At 43.4% G+C, this 16,066-nt stretch carries 13 protein-coding genes and 1 pseudogene; 7 read left to right on the forward strand and 7 right to left on the reverse strand.

Translation table 11 applies throughout. The annotated features are described in order from the left end of the window. Nucleotides 1-449 precede the first annotated feature (449 nt). The 6 genes and pseudogenes from OEX01_07865 (at nucleotide 450) to OEX01_07890 (ending at nucleotide 6,628) form a co-directional block, all read left to right on the forward strand. Complete coding sequence (locus OEX01_07865) at nucleotides 450-1,016, forward strand: hypothetical protein (GenBank protein MDH5448897.1); 567 nt, start codon at nucleotides 450-452, stop codon at nucleotides 1,014-1,016. A gap of 475 nt (nucleotides 1,017-1,491) precedes the next feature. Continuing rightward, nucleotides 1,492-2,565 (forward strand): phosphoribosylformylglycinamidine cyclo-ligase, encoded by a 1,074-nt coding sequence (gene purM, locus OEX01_07870; GenBank protein ID MDH5448898.1) that lies wholly within the window; start codon nucleotides 1,492-1,494, stop codon nucleotides 2,563-2,565. A gap of 67 nt (nucleotides 2,566-2,632) precedes the next feature. Beyond that, nucleotides 2,633-2,884 carry a phosphoribosylformylglycinamidine synthase subunit PurS gene (purS, locus tag OEX01_07875; GenBank protein MDH5448899.1) on the forward strand — a complete coding sequence of 84 codons (252 nt, stop codon included), beginning with the start codon at nucleotides 2,633-2,635 and terminating at the stop codon, nucleotides 2,882-2,884. After that, entirely contained in the window at nucleotides 2,881-5,259 is a 2,379-nt protein-coding gene (purL, locus tag OEX01_07880; GenBank protein MDH5448900.1) for a phosphoribosylformylglycinamidine synthase subunit PurL, read from the forward strand. Before purS ends, purL begins: the two co-directional genes overlap by 4 nt. After that, nucleotides 5,256-6,074: a phosphoribosylformylglycinamidine synthase subunit PurQ gene (gene purQ, locus OEX01_07885; protein ID MDH5448901.1), complete on the forward strand. Its 819-nt coding sequence runs from the start codon at nucleotides 5,256-5,258 to the stop codon at nucleotides 6,072-6,074. Before purL ends, purQ begins: the two co-directional genes overlap by 4 nt. 26 nt (nucleotides 6,075-6,100) lie before the next feature. Then, nucleotides 6,101-6,628 (forward strand): annotated as a pseudogene (locus tag OEX01_07890) (GrpB family protein). Between the two features lie 75 nt (nucleotides 6,629-6,703). On the opposite strand, the gene OEX01_07895 reads toward OEX01_07890, so the two are convergent. From OEX01_07895 to OEX01_07925, 7 genes are all read right to left on the reverse strand, one after another. Continuing rightward, on the reverse strand, nucleotides 6,704-7,867 hold the full coding sequence (locus OEX01_07895) for a saccharopine dehydrogenase family protein (protein ID MDH5448902.1): 1,164 nt from the start codon (nucleotides 7,865-7,867) through the stop codon (nucleotides 6,704-6,706). A gap of 88 nt (nucleotides 7,868-7,955) precedes the next feature. Next, nucleotides 7,956-8,858 carry a carbohydrate kinase family protein gene (locus OEX01_07900; GenBank protein ID MDH5448903.1) on the reverse strand — a complete coding sequence of 301 codons (903 nt, stop codon included), beginning with the start codon at nucleotides 8,856-8,858 and terminating at the stop codon, nucleotides 7,956-7,958. Further along, nucleotides 8,855-9,760, reverse strand: a complete 906-nt coding sequence (locus tag OEX01_07905) for a formylmethanofuran--tetrahydromethanopterin N-formyltransferase (GenBank protein ID MDH5448904.1) — start codon at nucleotides 9,758-9,760, stop codon at nucleotides 8,855-8,857. Before OEX01_07905 ends, OEX01_07900 begins: the two co-directional genes overlap by 4 nt. Nucleotides 9,761-9,804: 44 nt before the next feature. Then, complete coding sequence (locus tag OEX01_07910; protein MDH5448905.1) at nucleotides 9,805-10,896, reverse strand: hypothetical protein; 1,092 nt, start codon at nucleotides 10,894-10,896, stop codon at nucleotides 9,805-9,807. Further along, entirely contained in the window at nucleotides 10,893-12,296 is a 1,404-nt protein-coding gene (locus tag OEX01_07915; GenBank protein MDH5448906.1) for a hypothetical protein, read from the reverse strand. Before OEX01_07915 ends, OEX01_07910 begins: the two co-directional genes overlap by 4 nt. 43 nt (nucleotides 12,297-12,339) lie before the next feature. Further along, nucleotides 12,340-13,839, reverse strand: coding sequence for an amidophosphoribosyltransferase (locus tag OEX01_07920; protein ID MDH5448907.1), 1,500 nt, complete (start codon nucleotides 13,837-13,839; stop codon nucleotides 12,340-12,342). An 87-nt stretch (nucleotides 13,840-13,926) separates the two neighbouring features. After that, nucleotides 13,927-14,463, reverse strand: a complete 537-nt coding sequence (locus OEX01_07925) for a CBS domain-containing protein (protein ID MDH5448908.1) — start codon at nucleotides 14,461-14,463, stop codon at nucleotides 13,927-13,929. 99 nt (nucleotides 14,464-14,562) lie between these two features. On the opposite strand from OEX01_07925, the gene OEX01_07930 reads away from it, so the two are divergent. Continuing rightward, a complete protein-coding gene (locus tag OEX01_07930; protein ID MDH5448909.1) occupies nucleotides 14,563-15,771 on the forward strand; it encodes a methionine adenosyltransferase in 1,209 nt (402 codons plus the stop codon). Nucleotides 15,772-16,066: the final 295 nt, after the last annotated feature.

Here is a 16,066-nt window from a genome sequence, read left to right on the forward strand (position 1 = left end):
GCATGCGGATGCTCTAGGGCCCCTACGTGCTGAAATCTGTTCCAAGTGCGATCGTCCGTAATGTGCCTATGGCATTCTTGAGGGGTTTGGGGGTTAAAATTTAGTCCAACCAACCAACCAACCAACCAACTTGGACGACGGTAAACGGTTAACGGACGGCTAAAAGACCTGTATACACCTGATTTGGACACCATTCTTTGGATAAGAATAAGATAGGAATAAGGAAGCATGGAACCGTAGAGAATATTGAGTGGGGGGTAAAAAACACAAAGAAAACTTACCCCTCACAATGCACTCAACTAATGCATGCATGTAGACCCTCGGACTGAGTATTTATGCGCGCAGCCCTCAAGGGAAGGGTATAAAGGATTATGGATTATGAAGTGCCTTTTTTCTTCTGATTAGAAAGGCTTTAGAATTTAAGATTTTGTATATCTAATTGAAGAATTATGGAAACAAAGAGGAAAGCCACAACACTCCGCATTAACCGCAGATTGATTGCTATATTAGCCTTAATAATTGCCACTCTTGGGATACTGGAAATCTACGCCCACACTTATGTAGAACTACACCACTTGTCCACCATTACTGAAGCGGAAGCCTTGAAACTCTCACCTTCAAATTACACAGCCACTTACACCTTTATGAGCAGCGGCGGTCGCTGGCTAACACTATGGAAAATCGAGAAACCGCTACCTTCAGTTAACTATGCTTGGGTGTATCTGTTCAAAATTGAGCAAAGTAGGAGCTTTTTCATTCCAAACATTGACCTTGTAATTCCAGAACTTAGACCAACATCTAACAGCACTGGCGGTCACTTCTGGGCGGAGATAGACGGTATCCTATATGAAAGCAACCGCACAATAATCCGAATTCAATACCACTTCGGAGAAATAGGGACATATCAAATCGATTTCGGCTTGCGGGTCAAGATCTATGAAGAAACACTTTTGGGGTTGCTACCAAAAGAGGAAATCAAGATACCTATGAACACCACTCTCTATTATGGACCTTGATGGAAGATGGCAGAAATGAAAAATGTGGTCTTGCTGGAGATATCTCCAGTTTTGTTGTATTAAAGGAATTACCACAAGCGCGCACATAAGTGAAGGTCTCTTTACTTCAACAAAAACTGTAACATTCTCACTTCTCAAAATGATGTCTGGAAGCTCTTTTCCAACATTAGATTTCTCTTTATAGGCTTTTTCGTGTGTTTCCAGGCTTTCTTTTGCTAGTTCATATATGTGCCAGTTCAATGCTTCAAGAAATGGCAGCACGAATTTTGTTGTTACATCCTGTTCTGACAGTAACCTCTCTTTGATAAGATGTGGATTCTTTTCAACAATGCTGTAGCGCTCCACAACCCTCTTCATTATAAATTTGCCCTGATTCTTGCTAACCATTGACATTCAACCTAATTGAGTTAAAGTTTTAACGTGGAGCCTAGAATAATCCAAACGAGATAACCATTTCATGTGTTAGGTGAACTAAGTGCCCAAGAAATTAACCTACGCCGAAACTGGCGTTGACAGAGAACTGAGAGCAAAATCAAAGATTGCTTTAAAAATGCTGAAACAGACCTACAAATTCAGTGTTTATGGCGAAGTCTTACAGCTTCCTTATGGCAATATTTTTCCAATAAGCGACAGATACCTCGACCTTGCCATAGAAGGAGTTGGAACAAAAGTTCTCTTAGCACAACTAGCCGAAAAATATGATACAATAGGCATTGACGGCGTGGCGATGGTTGTAAACGATGTGATTAGGTCTGGCGCTAAACCCCTAGCCATCGCCGACAACATTCATGCCCACAAGTCTGATCCTTTTCTTGTGAAAGAGTGGATGAAAGGCATAACAAAAGCTGCCACCGAAACCCAATGTATCGTGGCAGGCGGCGAAATAGGCGACGTCGCCGAAATCATAAGGGGACTCAAAAGAGGCAAAGGGTTCGATATTGTAGTGGCATGTATCGGTGAAGTAGACAGTGACCACATAATATTCGGCAACAACATCAAGCCGAAAGATGTTGTGATAGGCTTAAGAAGTTCAGGTCTCCACAGCAATGGCATTACATTGGCAAAGAGAGTCTTGTTTAAAGAGTGGGGCGGCAGATTCGACCCCTATGACGTCCCAGAAGGCCTGGATAGAGCGCTCATTCATGAAGTTTTAGAACCCACAAAAATCTACGCAAAACCGATACGAGAAGTTGTCAAACAGCACAGGATTAAAGGAGCTGTCCACATCACTGGAGACGCCTACCTGAAATTCGACAGATTCACGAAGTTCTCTAAAGGAATAGGGTTCAGGTTTAATAATTTCAAGCCCCAACCCATCTTTGAACTTATACAAAAAACAGCAGAATCATTCGGGGGCATTACCGATGAAGAAATGCTGAAAACATTTAACATGGGTTGGGGCTTTGCCATAGTCGTAGATAGACAGGAACAAGACGACATGTTAGACTGTTTGGAGAAAAGCAAAGACAAGGCAGAAGTCATTGGAGAAGTAACATCCACGAAAAAAATTGTAGCCGTCTATAAGGAAAAGACGTTGGTGCTCAGATAATTTTTTATACTTTTGTTTAAATTTCACTTACAAAAGATTTAAATTTTTAACTGTTTAATTATAACCCATGCTATACAAAGCTCGAGTGGAAGTAAGCCTCAAACCAGGGCATTCCGACCCAGAAGGAGAAACAACCACACGCTCCCTAAGAGAACTCACCTACCCAGTTAGAAACGTTGGAGTAAGCAAAATGTACACAATAATTTTGGAAGCAAACTCCAGAAACGACGCAGAAACCAAGGTAGAGGAGATGTGCAAAAAACTGTTAGCCAACCCCACCAAGGACAACTACAGTTTTCAGGTTGAAGAAACCAAATGACTACTTTCACTCGCCGCAAAACACCTTTCGAAATCTACGAAATAAAAATCTTAGACGCAAACGACAACCAACTAGTAGAAATAAGCCAAGAACTCAGCATCGGCTTAAACCTAGAAGAAATGAAAGCAGTAAAGACATACTTCACCAAAAAAAACCGAAACCCAACAGACGTAGAACTCCAAACCATCGGACAAACGTGGTCAGAACACTGCTTCCACAAAACCTTCAAAGGAACAGTAGTCACTGACAAAGGCAAAATCCAAAACCTGTTCAAAACCTACATAGCGAAAGCAACAACTGAACTAAACCCACCATGGTGCATTTCAGTATTCGAAGACAATGCAGGCATCATAGAATTAAATAACGACTTTGCAATTGCTGCAAAAGTGGAAACCCACAACCACCCATCTGCTATAGAACCATTTGGCGGCGCAGCCACAGGCACCGGAGGAGTCATTCGAGACATATTAGGCGTCTGGGCCGACCCCATAGCCTGCACCGACATCCTAGGATTTGGCCCCTTAGACTACGACTACAGCAAGCTTCCACAAGGCGTCAAACATCCAAAATACCTGTTCAGAGGCGTAGTAGCGGGAATAGGATGCTACGGCAACAACATGGGAATCCCCACCGTAAACGGGGCGATATTCTTTGACGAAAGCTACGTAGGCAACGTAGTGGTTTACTGTGGCTGCATAGGGCTACTCCCAAAGGACAAGTTTGTCAAAAACGCAAAACCAAGCGACACGATCCTCCTGGTAGGAGGTAGAACGGGCCGAGACGGAATCCACGGCGTAACTTTTGCCTCCGCCGAACTCACCAAAAAATCGGAAGAAATTTCTCGTCCAGCAGTTCAAATCGCCAATCCAATCGAAGAAGAAAAACTGAAACGAGCCATAATCAAAGTTCGTGACAGAAAACTTGGCTCAGGCATAACCGACCTAGGCGGAGGAGGCTTATCAAGCGCAGTAGGCGAGATGGCGCACAGAATGGGCTGTGGCGCTCGTATTGAACTAAAAAAGGTTCCATTGAAATATAAGGGATTGGCACCTTGGGAGATTTACGTTTCTGAATCTCAAGAAAGAATGTTGCTTCTTGTCCCAAAAAAGAACCTAAAGCAAGTTATACAAATCTTCAAAAAAGAAGACGTCGAAGCCACCCCCATCGGCAAATTTACCGACGACAACACTTTAAAGATTTATTATGAAGGTCACGAGGTTGCAGATCTGAACATAAACTTCTTGTTTGCCCCACCAAAAACCGAAAGAGTTGCAAAATGGAGCGAAGTAACATTCAAAGAACCCATTTTCCCAGAGCCCCACGACCTAAGCCCCCATGTTCTGAAAATGTTGTCTTCGTCAAACATCACCAGCAGAGAAAAGGTAGTGCGCACCTACGACCATGAAGTAAAAGGAAACACCGTGCTCAAACCCTTACATGGAAAGCTTGCTGGACCCAGCGATGCAGCAGTAATAAAGCCCATAGAAGACAGCTGGAAGGGAATAGTTATTTCATGCGGCATGAACCCCCGCTATGGCAAAATAGACCCTTATTGGATGGCAGCCTCCGCGGTAGACGAAGCCATCAGAAACAACACTGCAGTAGGCGGCCGAAGAATTGCCTTGCTAGACAACTTTGTCTGGGGCAGCCCCGAAAAACCGGACAGGCTGGGAAGCCTTGTTAAGGCATGCGAAGCCTGTTACAAGTTTGCCAAAGAATTCAAAACACCATTTATTTCTGGAAAAGACAGCCTCTACAACGAATCACCGCTAGGTCCTGTGACACCTACACTCTTGATAACCGCTGTGGGCATCACACCCGACATCAGAAAAACAGTCTCACTCGACTTGAAGTCTCCAGGCAATCTGGTTTATGTGGTTGGCAAAACTTTTGCAGAACTGGGCGGTTCAGAATACTATAGACTCAAAGGCTTTGTAGGCAGATCGGTTCCGAAAGTTAGAGTTCCTCAAGCAAAACATGTAATGGAAGCGATGGTTGAGGCGATTGATGGTGGTTGTGTTAGGGCTTGCCATGACATTTCAGAAGGTGGACTTGCAGTTGTTGCTGCTGAGATGGCTTTTAGTGGCAGCTATGGTGTGAAGCTACGGTTAAAGGATGTTCCAAGAGCAAACGATGTTGGTAGAAGTGATTTCACGCTTTTTTCCGAGTCGAACAGTAGATTTCTTGTGGAAGTGTCAAAAAGGCAAGCTAGTAAATTTGAATCCATAACGAGAGATGTTCCTCGTGCTGTTATAGGTGAAGTAACAGAGGAACGTCGTTTTTGTGTCTACGGTTTGAAGGGCGAAAAAGTGGTAGACGCCGATTTGGGCGAAATTTTAAACGTTTGGAAACGTGGCTTGGAGGTGGAGACATGAAGCGCGAAGAAATCCGTGTTTGCATTTTACGTGTCGGTGGAACTAACTGTGATGCAGAGACTAGGCGAGCTTTTCAAGATTCGGGGATGAAAGCAGAAGTTGTCCATTTTAATCGGCTTGTTAAGCAGCATAGTTTGCTGGACTATGATGTTCTTGTTGTTCCAGGCGGGTTTTCCCATGGTGATTACGTTCGCGCTGGTGCTATTTGGGCGAAACGGCTTATGGCGAAGCTGGGAAAGGACGTTGGGAGGTTTGTGGTTGAGGAGCGGCCTATTCTTGGGATATGTAATGGTTTTCAAGTTCTAGTTGAAGCAGGGTTGCTGCCTCAGTTTGACGGAATCAACCCGTTTCCAGAAGCTGCTTTGGGAACTAATGTTCCATCGGGGTACAATTGCAGATGGGTCTCTCTTAAGCGTGAAAGCAGTGGAAACTGTGTTTTTACAGGTGAGATTTCTTTCGGCTCTGTTGTAAGGATTCCTGTAGCCCATTCGGAAGGTCGCTTCATGTTTGCAAAAGAAAACGAGAAACAATATTTGGATAAGTTGCTGGACAACGATCAGCTGGTTTTTAGATACTGCCACTGCAACGGCGAATATGCTGAAGGAGAATACCCATCAAATCCAAACGGGTCTTTCTATGACATTGCAGGCATTTGCGACCCTTCCGGAACAATTTTCGGTTTGATGCCTCACCCTGAACGAGCCTATTTTGGTTGGCAGTTGCCTGACTGGACAAAAAATGAGACCGTGCCAACCTTTGGTGATGGAAAATTAATCTTTGAATCGGTTGCTGAATATTTAACAAAAAAGTTTTAGAAGATACTAGCCTAGAGTTGAGGGAAATGAGTAAAACAATTGAAGTTGTCGATTATGACCCTCAATGGATTGAATTTTATGAAGAAGAGAAACGTCGGATTCTTAAGGTTGTAGGAAATATAATTGTACGAATTGAGCACATAGGAAGTACTGCTGGCCATGATTTAGGAGCCAAAACAATCATTGACATGATGATTGCGGTTCCTCATCTTAGTGACGCTGCGAAGTGTATTTAACCTCTCCTAAACATTGGTTATGAATATGTTCCCGAACATGAAGATTTAATTCCCGAAAGACGCTATTTTCACAGAGGTCATTCCCAAAAGGAGCAGCATTACCATTTGCATATGGTTGAACTAAAAAGTGATTTCTGGAAGAAGCATTTGCTGTTTCGTGATTATCTCCGCACTCATCCCAAAGTAGCTCAGAAGTATTACAAATTAAAGAAAACATTAGCCATTAAGTACAGCTCGGACCGCGAGGCCTACACTATGGCAAAAACACCTTTCATTGAATTTATAATCGCCAAGGCAAAGGAAAAAAGAAAACAGTAAATAAGTTAGTAATGCGTGCTTTTCGCAAGCAAGAAATGGTGGGGGCTTACATTCTTCGATTCCCAAAATTGAGAATTATTCGGCACTGTGCATGATTTTAATTTGCCGTTTTTCTAGTTCAGCTAGGATTTTATTTAAGACTCTCTCTTTAACACCCAGCTTTTCTAAAGGGACAACGCCCCTTTCGTCTATTGCTTTTTGGGCTATCAACTTGGCTAAGATTGAGGCTGGGTATCCTGTGGTTCTTGCCATAGCTGTTATTCCACGTTTTTCATCATAGCGGTCTAGGAGCCAGTAAACGTGATTAGTTCTGGATCCTCCTGCTATTCCGTTTATTTCCACTTTCAATGCCAAAATGTCTTTAATCTCGGGTCTTTGAAGTTTCTCCCCTAAGAGTTTAACGGTAACTTTTCGCGGTGGCAAACGAACGTTCCCAACCTCTATGGGCTGTTCGTCAAAAAAGCCTAAAGCCTTTAGCAGTTTAATCTTTTCAACATGCCCCGGATACCTAAGCGTTTTCTCCCACATAGTTCTAACGCCCTTTACTGTGTGAAGAAGTGTTCTAAGCCCATCTGTATAGAAACCTTCAAGTTTGCCAACACTTGGAAATTCAACCTCTTCCAGCCCAGTTAGCGCTTCCACTTCCACCATTTCGCCATTTTCAACTATTCTTGCTGTTCGGGTATACTCGTCTATAAGACCTTCAGGTGACCATGTAATTGTATACCCCAGAGGAGAAACTGGCTTTTCTGGAAGACCGCCAACCATTATGTAAATGCTTTCAACTCGGTCTAGTTTGCTGATGGAATGGCCTAGAAGCAAATTGCTTATTCCCGGTGCTACTCCGCAGTCAGGTACAACAATTACACCAGCTTTTACGGCATCTTCGTTTAGCGTGAGGGGATTTTCTGACATGTACGAGACATCCACCATGTCTACCTTTGCGTCAATGGCGGCTTTAACCGATTGATAACCAATGTCTCCCGGTAAAGCCCCTACTACTAGGTCAAACTTTTTCATGGTGTTGACAAGTTCATGGTAGTTACGTGCATCCAGTTGAATTCCAGCAACATTTTCCTTATCGATAGCAGCAGTCACCTCGTCAGCTTTACTTCGACGCCTACCAGCCATAACAACCTCGGTTGAAGGCATGCTTTCAGCTAAATCTGCGGCTATGACAGAACCAATGTTTCCATAACCTAAGACAAGTATCCTCATATCAAACCCAACAAGACACAACTAGCTAGTTTTTGCCTATTTTAGCTTTTTTAAAGCTAGGAAAGGTGCACAGAGGAAAAAGTAGCGCTTTCTATAATTACATACTCAATTAATGTAAGTCGTCGAGTCGAGGCAGCCCCGTTCTTGCACCCATCTTCGTTATGCACTTTGACGCCGCAAGATTTCCAAGCCTCCCGCATTCCAGCAAACTCTTGTTTTCAAGCAAGCCGTAAAGAAAACCAGCATTCCACGCGTCACCTGCACCAGTGGTATCGACGACTTTCACTTTGAAAGGCTCTATCACATAGCTTTCTTCACTATTTGATACGAAACATCCCTTCCCGCCCAGCTTAACTCCCACAACTTTTACCCCTTCAGCTATCAACATTTTAGCGGCATCCTCATATTCTTTTCTTGTAAGCAGTTTCAATTCAGTTTCGTTGGGAAACATAACAAAAGCTCTTTTTATAATGGGTCTTAAAGCTGACAAACCCCTTTTAGCATAGAGCATACCTGGGTCAAAACTTACTCTGACGTTGGCTGGAAGTTGTTCAACAAGTTTCTTCTGGCTTTCAAACGATTTTTCGCCTACAAAAGAAGTTAAATGGAGAAGCTTGGTTCCTCTTATATAATCTGCGTTGACTTCTTTCAAGTCTATTGTATCATTGACTCCGGGAGCCACGTAAAGCGCTCTTTCACCCTCTCTGCCAACAAAACCCATAACGACGCCACTTCGTCCACTCTTTGCGATAACTATCCCATTTGTGTCAACACCTTCTATTCTAAAACCACCAAGTAAGAGACGCCCTTCCCGGTCATCTGCAACTTTGCCAACATAACCAGTTTCTAGCCCTAAACGCGCCAAGCCTACGATAGTATTTGCAGCGGAGCCACCGCACGATTCCTTCGATTCGACAACAAAACTTTCCTCTTCTTTTCCAGCTATCTTATTCACTTTGAAAAGCTCATCTACGTTCAAGGCGCCAAAGCCAACAACGTCGAATTTAGTCATAGGAACAGCTCTCGCAGGTAAATCTTGTACTTGCCCAGTTTGCCTCCATAATTGCCAGCGGAGATAATACGGACTCCCTTTACACTACGTGCTGCTTCGATTCCAGCTTTCATCGCTGCCTTCACAGCGTCTAGCGAAACACCATTAATTACAATTTCGGGAATAAAACGAATGTCCTCAGCTACCTTGGATGCACTGGCAAGTTTCTTCTTTAACGAGGGACAATAGATGTGATTGGTCGTAGGGCCGATTGATGGAAATTTGGTTTCAGGTTTTGAACCAGCAGAACATATGCCGAAAGGAACTATAACTCCTTCAACTCTACCGATAGCTTCAAGGGCTTTCCTCCCCGCAGTCATAACCGCCTCCTTGGTTTTACACATGTACCAGAAATTGGCACCCATAACTCCCCTTGCATAGCCCAAATGTCTTTCTATAAGAAAGTCGGGCACCATCAGAGGAATAACAATGATATGACGTCCATAACGTTCTTCTTCCCATTCAAAACCATCTCCACAATGCCCAACCCTCTCCATCATGTCCAATTTTCCTATAGGATTTGGCAAGGCGTTGAAGAGGGCTGTAAAAGGCTTTACGAGGATGTCTTGCCTGATGCGGTAGGACAGTTCAGTTTCAAACTTTTCTAATGCCTTTTGCAAAGGCTTCTTGAAGTCTACGTTGCCCCAAAACTGTAAAACTGCTCCTCTGCGGCTGTCTGGTGTTTCTTTCGGGCTTAGCCATTTTTCGATTCCGCCTTCAACTCTGCCGATGACTATTGAAGGGGTCGCTGTTGCGTCTTCAGCAGCACTGCGTAAAATCTCTTCGTCTTCGGCAGTGATAATTACTCTGCAGTAGAGGCCTTCGAATACTTCTGCGTACGTGTTTTCAACTTTTGCCTTCATAACACACACCTCTGAAGGAAAGGTAAATAAAGCTTAAGCGCATCTCAGCCCAGCCTCCCCACCTTCTCGCCCCTTACAAGCTTCCTGAAGGCGCTGCTTTCAATGGCAAGTTCTTTCATGTTATTAGCCATAATTTTGCTTACTTTTGGCAATGTTTCGGGGAATAAGTTGTGGAGTTTCTTTTGTAAAGAAGGATTCACGTTGTACTTTTTTAGACCTGTGTATCCCCAACTGTCAATCAGATTGTATGCGGATGCTTTGCCAAGCCTGTTGAAAACATCGGCAATAACCGCGACGACAACAGCGTTTGTTGAAAGAACGGCAACTTCGGCTTCGCGAACCGCATAAGCGTTGCCATTAAAAGAAACCGTGAAACCACCGTTTTCTCTGACCAACCTAAAACAGTCAACATCTGTAATGCTGTCACCGACATACATTACACTGCTTAAAACAGTTCCAGCTTTATTAACAATGTTTCTTACTGTCTTTGCCTTTTCAACTCCTCCTACTGGATTGACTTCTTTTAGCATTGTACCCGACTCCATCTGCATAATCTCCTCCCAGAAAATATTATCCAACCGTTTCATCGTCTGTTGGTTTCTTTCTGAAAAATCTTGCACTGATGTTGCCCTTTCAGGGATTTCAATTAAAGGCATTGCGCATATTTCTTGCCTAAACTGCTTAAGCTTCTCCTTCTCCTCACTGCCCATGTAATAAGCGTCAATGTTTAACGTGGTGCAATATGTGTTCTCGTATGGGAAATCTAATGCACGACACAAAACGCGAATGTAATGCTCGTAGCTGGTGCTTACAATAAAACTAAGCATCTTACCCTTTAGAAATTGCAGTGTATCCTTTGCACCTGCCATCAACAAAATGTTTCGAGCAGAAAACTCAACCATCTTCTTATTCGTAATCTCGTGCGCTTTGAGAAAAGGAACAATAAGTTTTAAGGTGTTACCAGCCTTGTATCCATCACGTTTGACAATGTCTGCTAGAACGTCATCGTATCTGCTGGTTTGAGTGAAGAATTTCTCGCCTTCTGGAATAAAGTGGCATGCTAACTCGAAGGCGTTGTCATTTTTTGAAATCGGTCCTTCACAGTCTGTTATGAAGATTTTCTTTGCTTTCTTCACCTGCTCTTACGCCTCAGTCTCTCCATATGCTCTACACTTTTCTGAATATGTTCGCTGGAGGCTATGTCGCTTCTGTTCCAAAGGGCACCGCCTTCCACTGCGTTTATGCCTTTTAGAGAAAGCTCGCGAGCATTGTTGATTGTGTCTGCGATGCCGACGACGGCGACGGTTCTGGAGGTAAGAGCATAAACTTCACCGTCTCTAAGTTCCATAGAAGCAGGATAAACTCGAACCTCGTTCCCAAGCTCGTAGGCTTTTTCCAGTTCTACAGGCTCCCCGACTTCTTCTAGATTCACTTTATCTGGAAACACGTCCATATATCCGCCGTAAGAGGGCGGTACCTTGTAGGTCACCACAGAAGCTTTTCTTTCAATCTCCACTTTCGTCAAGTTGCCTTCTACCATTTTAAAGCAGACATCTACAAAGTCACCTTTCAAAAGTGGCAATATGTTTATTATTTCAGGGTCGCCTGGTCTGCTGTTGTTTTCCAATATTTTCAATCCTTTTGCCGTGTGAGTGAAGGCAACATAGAAAGGAACACCCCTCAATTCGTCGCCACTTCCCTGCTTCTTCATTAAATTAAAGATTCTGGTTACGATTTCAACTTCTTTCTCTCGGTCTTCAGTTGACATGAAAGGCAGAAGATTACCATTGTTCTTGTAAGAACCCATTCCACCAGTATTTGGACCCCTGTCTCCATCAAAGGCTCTCTTGTAATCTCGAGTTTCGGGCAAGGCTACAAGGTTTTTTCCGTCACAAAAAGCTTGAAAACTAGACTCTTCCCCTTCGATTTTCTCTTCAACTATCACTTGCCCATGTTCATAGTTAGCCAAGAAGTGGTCAAATAGTTGTTGGCGAGTGTTAAAGTGGTCTCCCCAGACGCCTACTCCTTTTCCTGTCGCTGGAACGTCCGGCTTCACGACTGCCTGATTGCCTAACTCATCTAGCCACATGTAAACAGCCTTCTTCACACCAGTTGTACTGCGATAATCTGCTGGGTTGAAAACCTTAAATCTCGGGTTAACCAGCGGCGCAGCTTCTTCAAAAAGACGCCTTTGAGCCACTTTGCTTGCTTCGATGGCATATTGTTTTGTTGGGCAAATCATAGGTATGCCTGTTTCTTTCTCCATGACATCTCTTAAACCATTAATTATCGGCTTTTCAGGACCAACTATTCCAAAATTAATTTTGTTCCGCCGTTTCGCAGCAAACTTGCAAATCGTGTTTACATCCAAGTCTGGAACGACAACATGTTCTACTGCTTTTTTTATGTTAAAAGGATTTTTTTGTTTGTCAACAACAAAGATTTCTGTTCTGTACTCTAGACTACGTTGGAACGCGTCTATCATGGCTACTTCTCGGGCGCCGTAGGAAACGACTAAAACGCCCACTTTTTCCATACGCTTTGCCCTCCAATTCTTGTGCAACTAGTGGCTATTATTTTCAAACAAGATTCTCAACATCTATCTCGTAAATTCTTCCCATTTCTTTGTGTCCACTCTCAAATCTTCTGCGCATCCACTTTGCCAATCTCTGCGCGAGAGGCGTCGGATACTTGCCCGTAACACAACCAAGGCACAACTCGTTTTTTCGCATACCAGTGGCTTTGACGAATCCCTCTATAGATTGGTAGTTCAACGAGTCTGCACCTACCACTCGAGCTATTTCCTCAGGTTTCCGCGTGGAACCTATAAGCTCACCGTAGGTTGCCATGTCAATACCGTAGAAGCAAGGTCCTATAATGCGGGGAAACGTGATGAAGAGATGTATTTTTTTGGCGCCCATTTTCCGCATCTTTTCAATTACTACTCTTGTGGTGTCGCCTCTCACTATGCTGTCGTCGACAACTATAAGATTCTTCCCCCTCAGTTTGTGGTCTACAATGTTAATTTTCCGGTTTATAGTCGAATGCCGTTCTTGCGACAAAAGAATAAACGCTCGATCAGTCACATACCGGTGTCTTCTGGTACATTTTTCCCAGCGCAGCCCAGTTTCTTCGTGAAGACCATAAGCAGCATCGTTGCTTGTCTCGGGTAAAGACAAAATTAAATCAGCGTCTTTTATGATATCTGAATTTTCTCTTCCCAGATTTTTTCCAAACTCTTCTCTAACCTCATACACGTATTTACCGTTAAGCTTCGAGTCTGGACGAGCAAAATAAGCAAACTCAAAAGCGCAAAGAGCTCTTCTCTTTTTAGCCATGAGCTGTTCACGCTCAAAACCTCCCTTGGAAGCTGTAACAAACTCTCCAGGCTCTACTTCAAAGCCGTGGTTAAAACCATTTATGTCAAGACCCACCGTTTCAGAAGAAAAAGCACAAATGTTCCCATTGGAGTTGAAACCGCTGCAAAGAGGTCGCAATCCATAAGGATCTTTAAAGGCAAATAAGTCACCTTCTTGGGTTATGCCACTTACTGAAAATGCACCCTCAATTTGTTCCATGCAAGTTTTAACCGCAGACTGCAAATCACAGCCTTTCTTGAGTTCTATTGCAAGTTTTCTGCAGATTAATTCGGCATCACATTCGTAAGTAAAATCGGGGAAAGTTTTACAGATTTCTTTTTTCAGTCGAACGGTATTGACAATGTTTCCGTTAAACGAGATAGCCAACTTTAGCTTCTCTGTCTCCACCGTAACTGGCTGCGTGCCTCTAATTAATGCTTCCTCGTCTAGACAACCCGATGTCGTATATCGTACATTTGCAATGCCGACATGGCCAGGTAGGCGAGTTAGCCATTCTTGAATTTCTTTCCTCTTTATTTTTGGAATGAGGTCTAAACTGTGGTAGATGTTGAATTTGCCGTCGAAAGTTAAGAAGCCGTGGGATTGGTGTCCTCTATGGTTTTGGGCGCGCATGCCCCAATAAACATGTGGAAAGATAGGGTTCCGTTCGAAATCGATGGCACTGAATACGCCGCACTCCATTCCGACAGAGTCTTCCATGTTTTTTCAGTTATAAATACAAGTATTTATCAATTTTGCACATCTTTGAAAATAAGAATTGACAGTAAATTGTAGAAGGAAAGACTGCTATGCCATCTTAGAAACAGTTTTCAACAAGTCGGAGCGAGTTACTATACCTACCACATCACCTTTCTGCATAACTAGGACTCCCGGATTATCTTCCAACAAAGGGCGAATCATACTTACACTTGTGTCTCCTGGAACACACGGCAACGGAGGCCCCATTATATTTTCAACAGTTTCGTCTGCTATGTTAGCGTGTAGGTTTTTGATTATACTTTCTTCCGTCAACGTGCCAATGATTTTGTCGTTTTGCGTTACAGGCAGTTGGGAGATTGCCTGTTTCATCATAACTCTAGTTACTTTTAGAATCCTATCGTTTGGTTTGGCGAAGATCACGTTTCGGGTCATGATATCTTTACATTTTCTTCCTTCTCCTTCAGTTAGCACTTGAAGAATTTTGTTGACTGTTGATAATCTGGGGTCTACTTTCTCGTTTTCTATTTTCGCGATATGTGCTTGGGAGACTCCGACCAGCTGAGCTAGTTGTCGTTGAGTGAGCCCTGCGTCGGTTCTAAGTTTCTTAAGCTGGATGCCTGTCAATATCACGTTTCATAACCCACAGTTATTTTTTATGCGTAACAGATATCGCAAAATATATATTCTCAAGCATTTTATAAGCCTTGCCAAGGTGAACTTCCGTTGAGAAACATAGTAGTTGACCACTCCAAGCACACGCCTATAGAGCAGCAAAGAGTTGAAATCGTGGAAAGAAAGGGACTTGGGCATCCAGACTCGATATGCGACGCTATCATGGACAACGTCTCTGTCACACTATGTAAAGAATATCTAGAAAAAGTCGGCTCCATCCTGCACCACAATGCTGACAAATCCCTACTAGTAGCAGGCGACGTAGAACCTAAATTTGGCGGAGGCAACATAAAAGAACCCATGCTCCTTATAATAGGCGATAGAGCCACAAGTGAAGCAAACGGCGTTACAATACCAGTCAAGGAATTGGCTCTTCAAGCAGCCAAAGAATGGATAAGAAGTCACCTACGTTTTGTTGACCCAGAAAAACATATCCAATATCAAGTTGAATTGAAACCTGGCTCTCCAGAACTCGTCGACATCTTTAACCGAAAAGGAACAGTGCTTGGAGCAAATGACACTTCGGCCGCTGTCGGCTACGCGCCCATGACTAGACTAGAAAGAATCATCTTGAAGACTGAGCAGTATGCTAACTCTCCGTTGTTTAAGAAGAAGTTTCCAGAATCTGGGGAAGACATTAAAGTTATGGGGTTGAGAAAGAACAGCGAACTTAACTTGACAATTTCAATGGCTTTTATCGACCGGTATGTAGAAGATGAGAGAGACTACTTTAGAAAGAAGAGCGAGATTCTTGAAGACCTTCAACTTTTCATAAAAACAAACGTAACATTCGACAAAGTTAATGTTGACTTGAACACGTTGGATGTTGAAGGCCGTGGTGTAGGCGGGGTCTATTTAACTGTGCTGGGCACGAGCGCCGAGAGCGCTGATTCAGGAGAGGTGGGAAGAGGGAATCGTGTTAATGGAGTAATACCTTTGAACCGTCCAACATGCTCCGAGGCTGCCGCGGGCAAAAATCCTGTCAGCCACGTTGGGAAGATATACAATCTTTTGACGCACCGCATTGCCAACAGTGTCTATGAACAGGTGCCGGGGTTAGAAGAGGTTTATATATGGTTGCTTAGCCAGATTGGCAAGCCTATTGACCAGCCGGCGATTGCTGCTGCGCAGATCGTGTTGCAGTCTGGGAATTCTTTGGAAAGCCTTCAGGAGAGTATAGCGGAAGTTGTGGATGCAGAGCTGGCAAATATAGACAAGTTTACAATGGACTTAGCTTATGGAAGAATCCCAATCTGCTAGCTTCTAGGCAAATCCTCAAAATTTTACTACTTTCACTTTCTACTATCTTAAATTTGTTAAAGCTAACCGTTTAGACAGTTGCGAGTTTACATGGAAGTTACCACGAAAAATTGAGTGAGAAAAACACGAATCTAGAAATTGTAGTAAAAAGCCACGGCACCTGAGACTAGGAGGGCATAAAGAAGATTCTGTCAGAATACCCAACCCAACTGGTAGAGTTTGAAGCGGAAAAATGGTTAAAGAGATTATTTCTGATACCTTGAGTGAGCAGCTAGATAGAGTTTCTGGGGGTTTC

The sequence above is a fragment of the Candidatus Bathyarchaeota archaeon genome, assembly GCA_029882535.1.
Taxonomy (GTDB): domain Archaea; phylum Thermoproteota; class Bathyarchaeia; order Bathyarchaeales; family SOJC01; genus JAOUKM01.

Coding starts and splice junctions, on each gene's coding strand:
- OEX01_07865 (MDH5448897.1), top strand. CDS start 450: ATGGAAACAAAGAGGAAAGCCACAACACTCCGCATTAACCGCAGATTG.
- purS (MDH5448899.1), top strand. CDS start 2,633: ATGCTATACAAAGCTCGAGTGGAAGTAAGCCTCAAACCAGGGCATTCC.
- purL (MDH5448900.1), top strand. CDS start 2,881: ATGACTACTTTCACTCGCCGCAAAACACCTTTCGAAATCTACGAAATA.
- purQ (MDH5448901.1), top strand. CDS start 5,256: ATGAAGCGCGAAGAAATCCGTGTTTGCATTTTACGTGTCGGTGGAACT.
- OEX01_07900 (MDH5448903.1), bottom strand. CDS start 8,858: ATGACTAAATTCGACGTTGTTGGCTTTGGCGCCTTGAACGTAGATGAG.
- OEX01_07905 (MDH5448904.1), bottom strand. CDS start 9,760: ATGAAGGCAAAAGTTGAAAACACGTACGCAGAAGTATTCGAAGGCCTC.
- OEX01_07915 (MDH5448906.1), bottom strand. CDS start 12,296: ATGGAAAAAGTGGGCGTTTTAGTCGTTTCCTACGGCGCCCGAGAAGTA.
- OEX01_07920 (MDH5448907.1), bottom strand. CDS start 13,839: ATGGAAGACTCTGTCGGAATGGAGTGCGGCGTATTCAGTGCCATCGAT.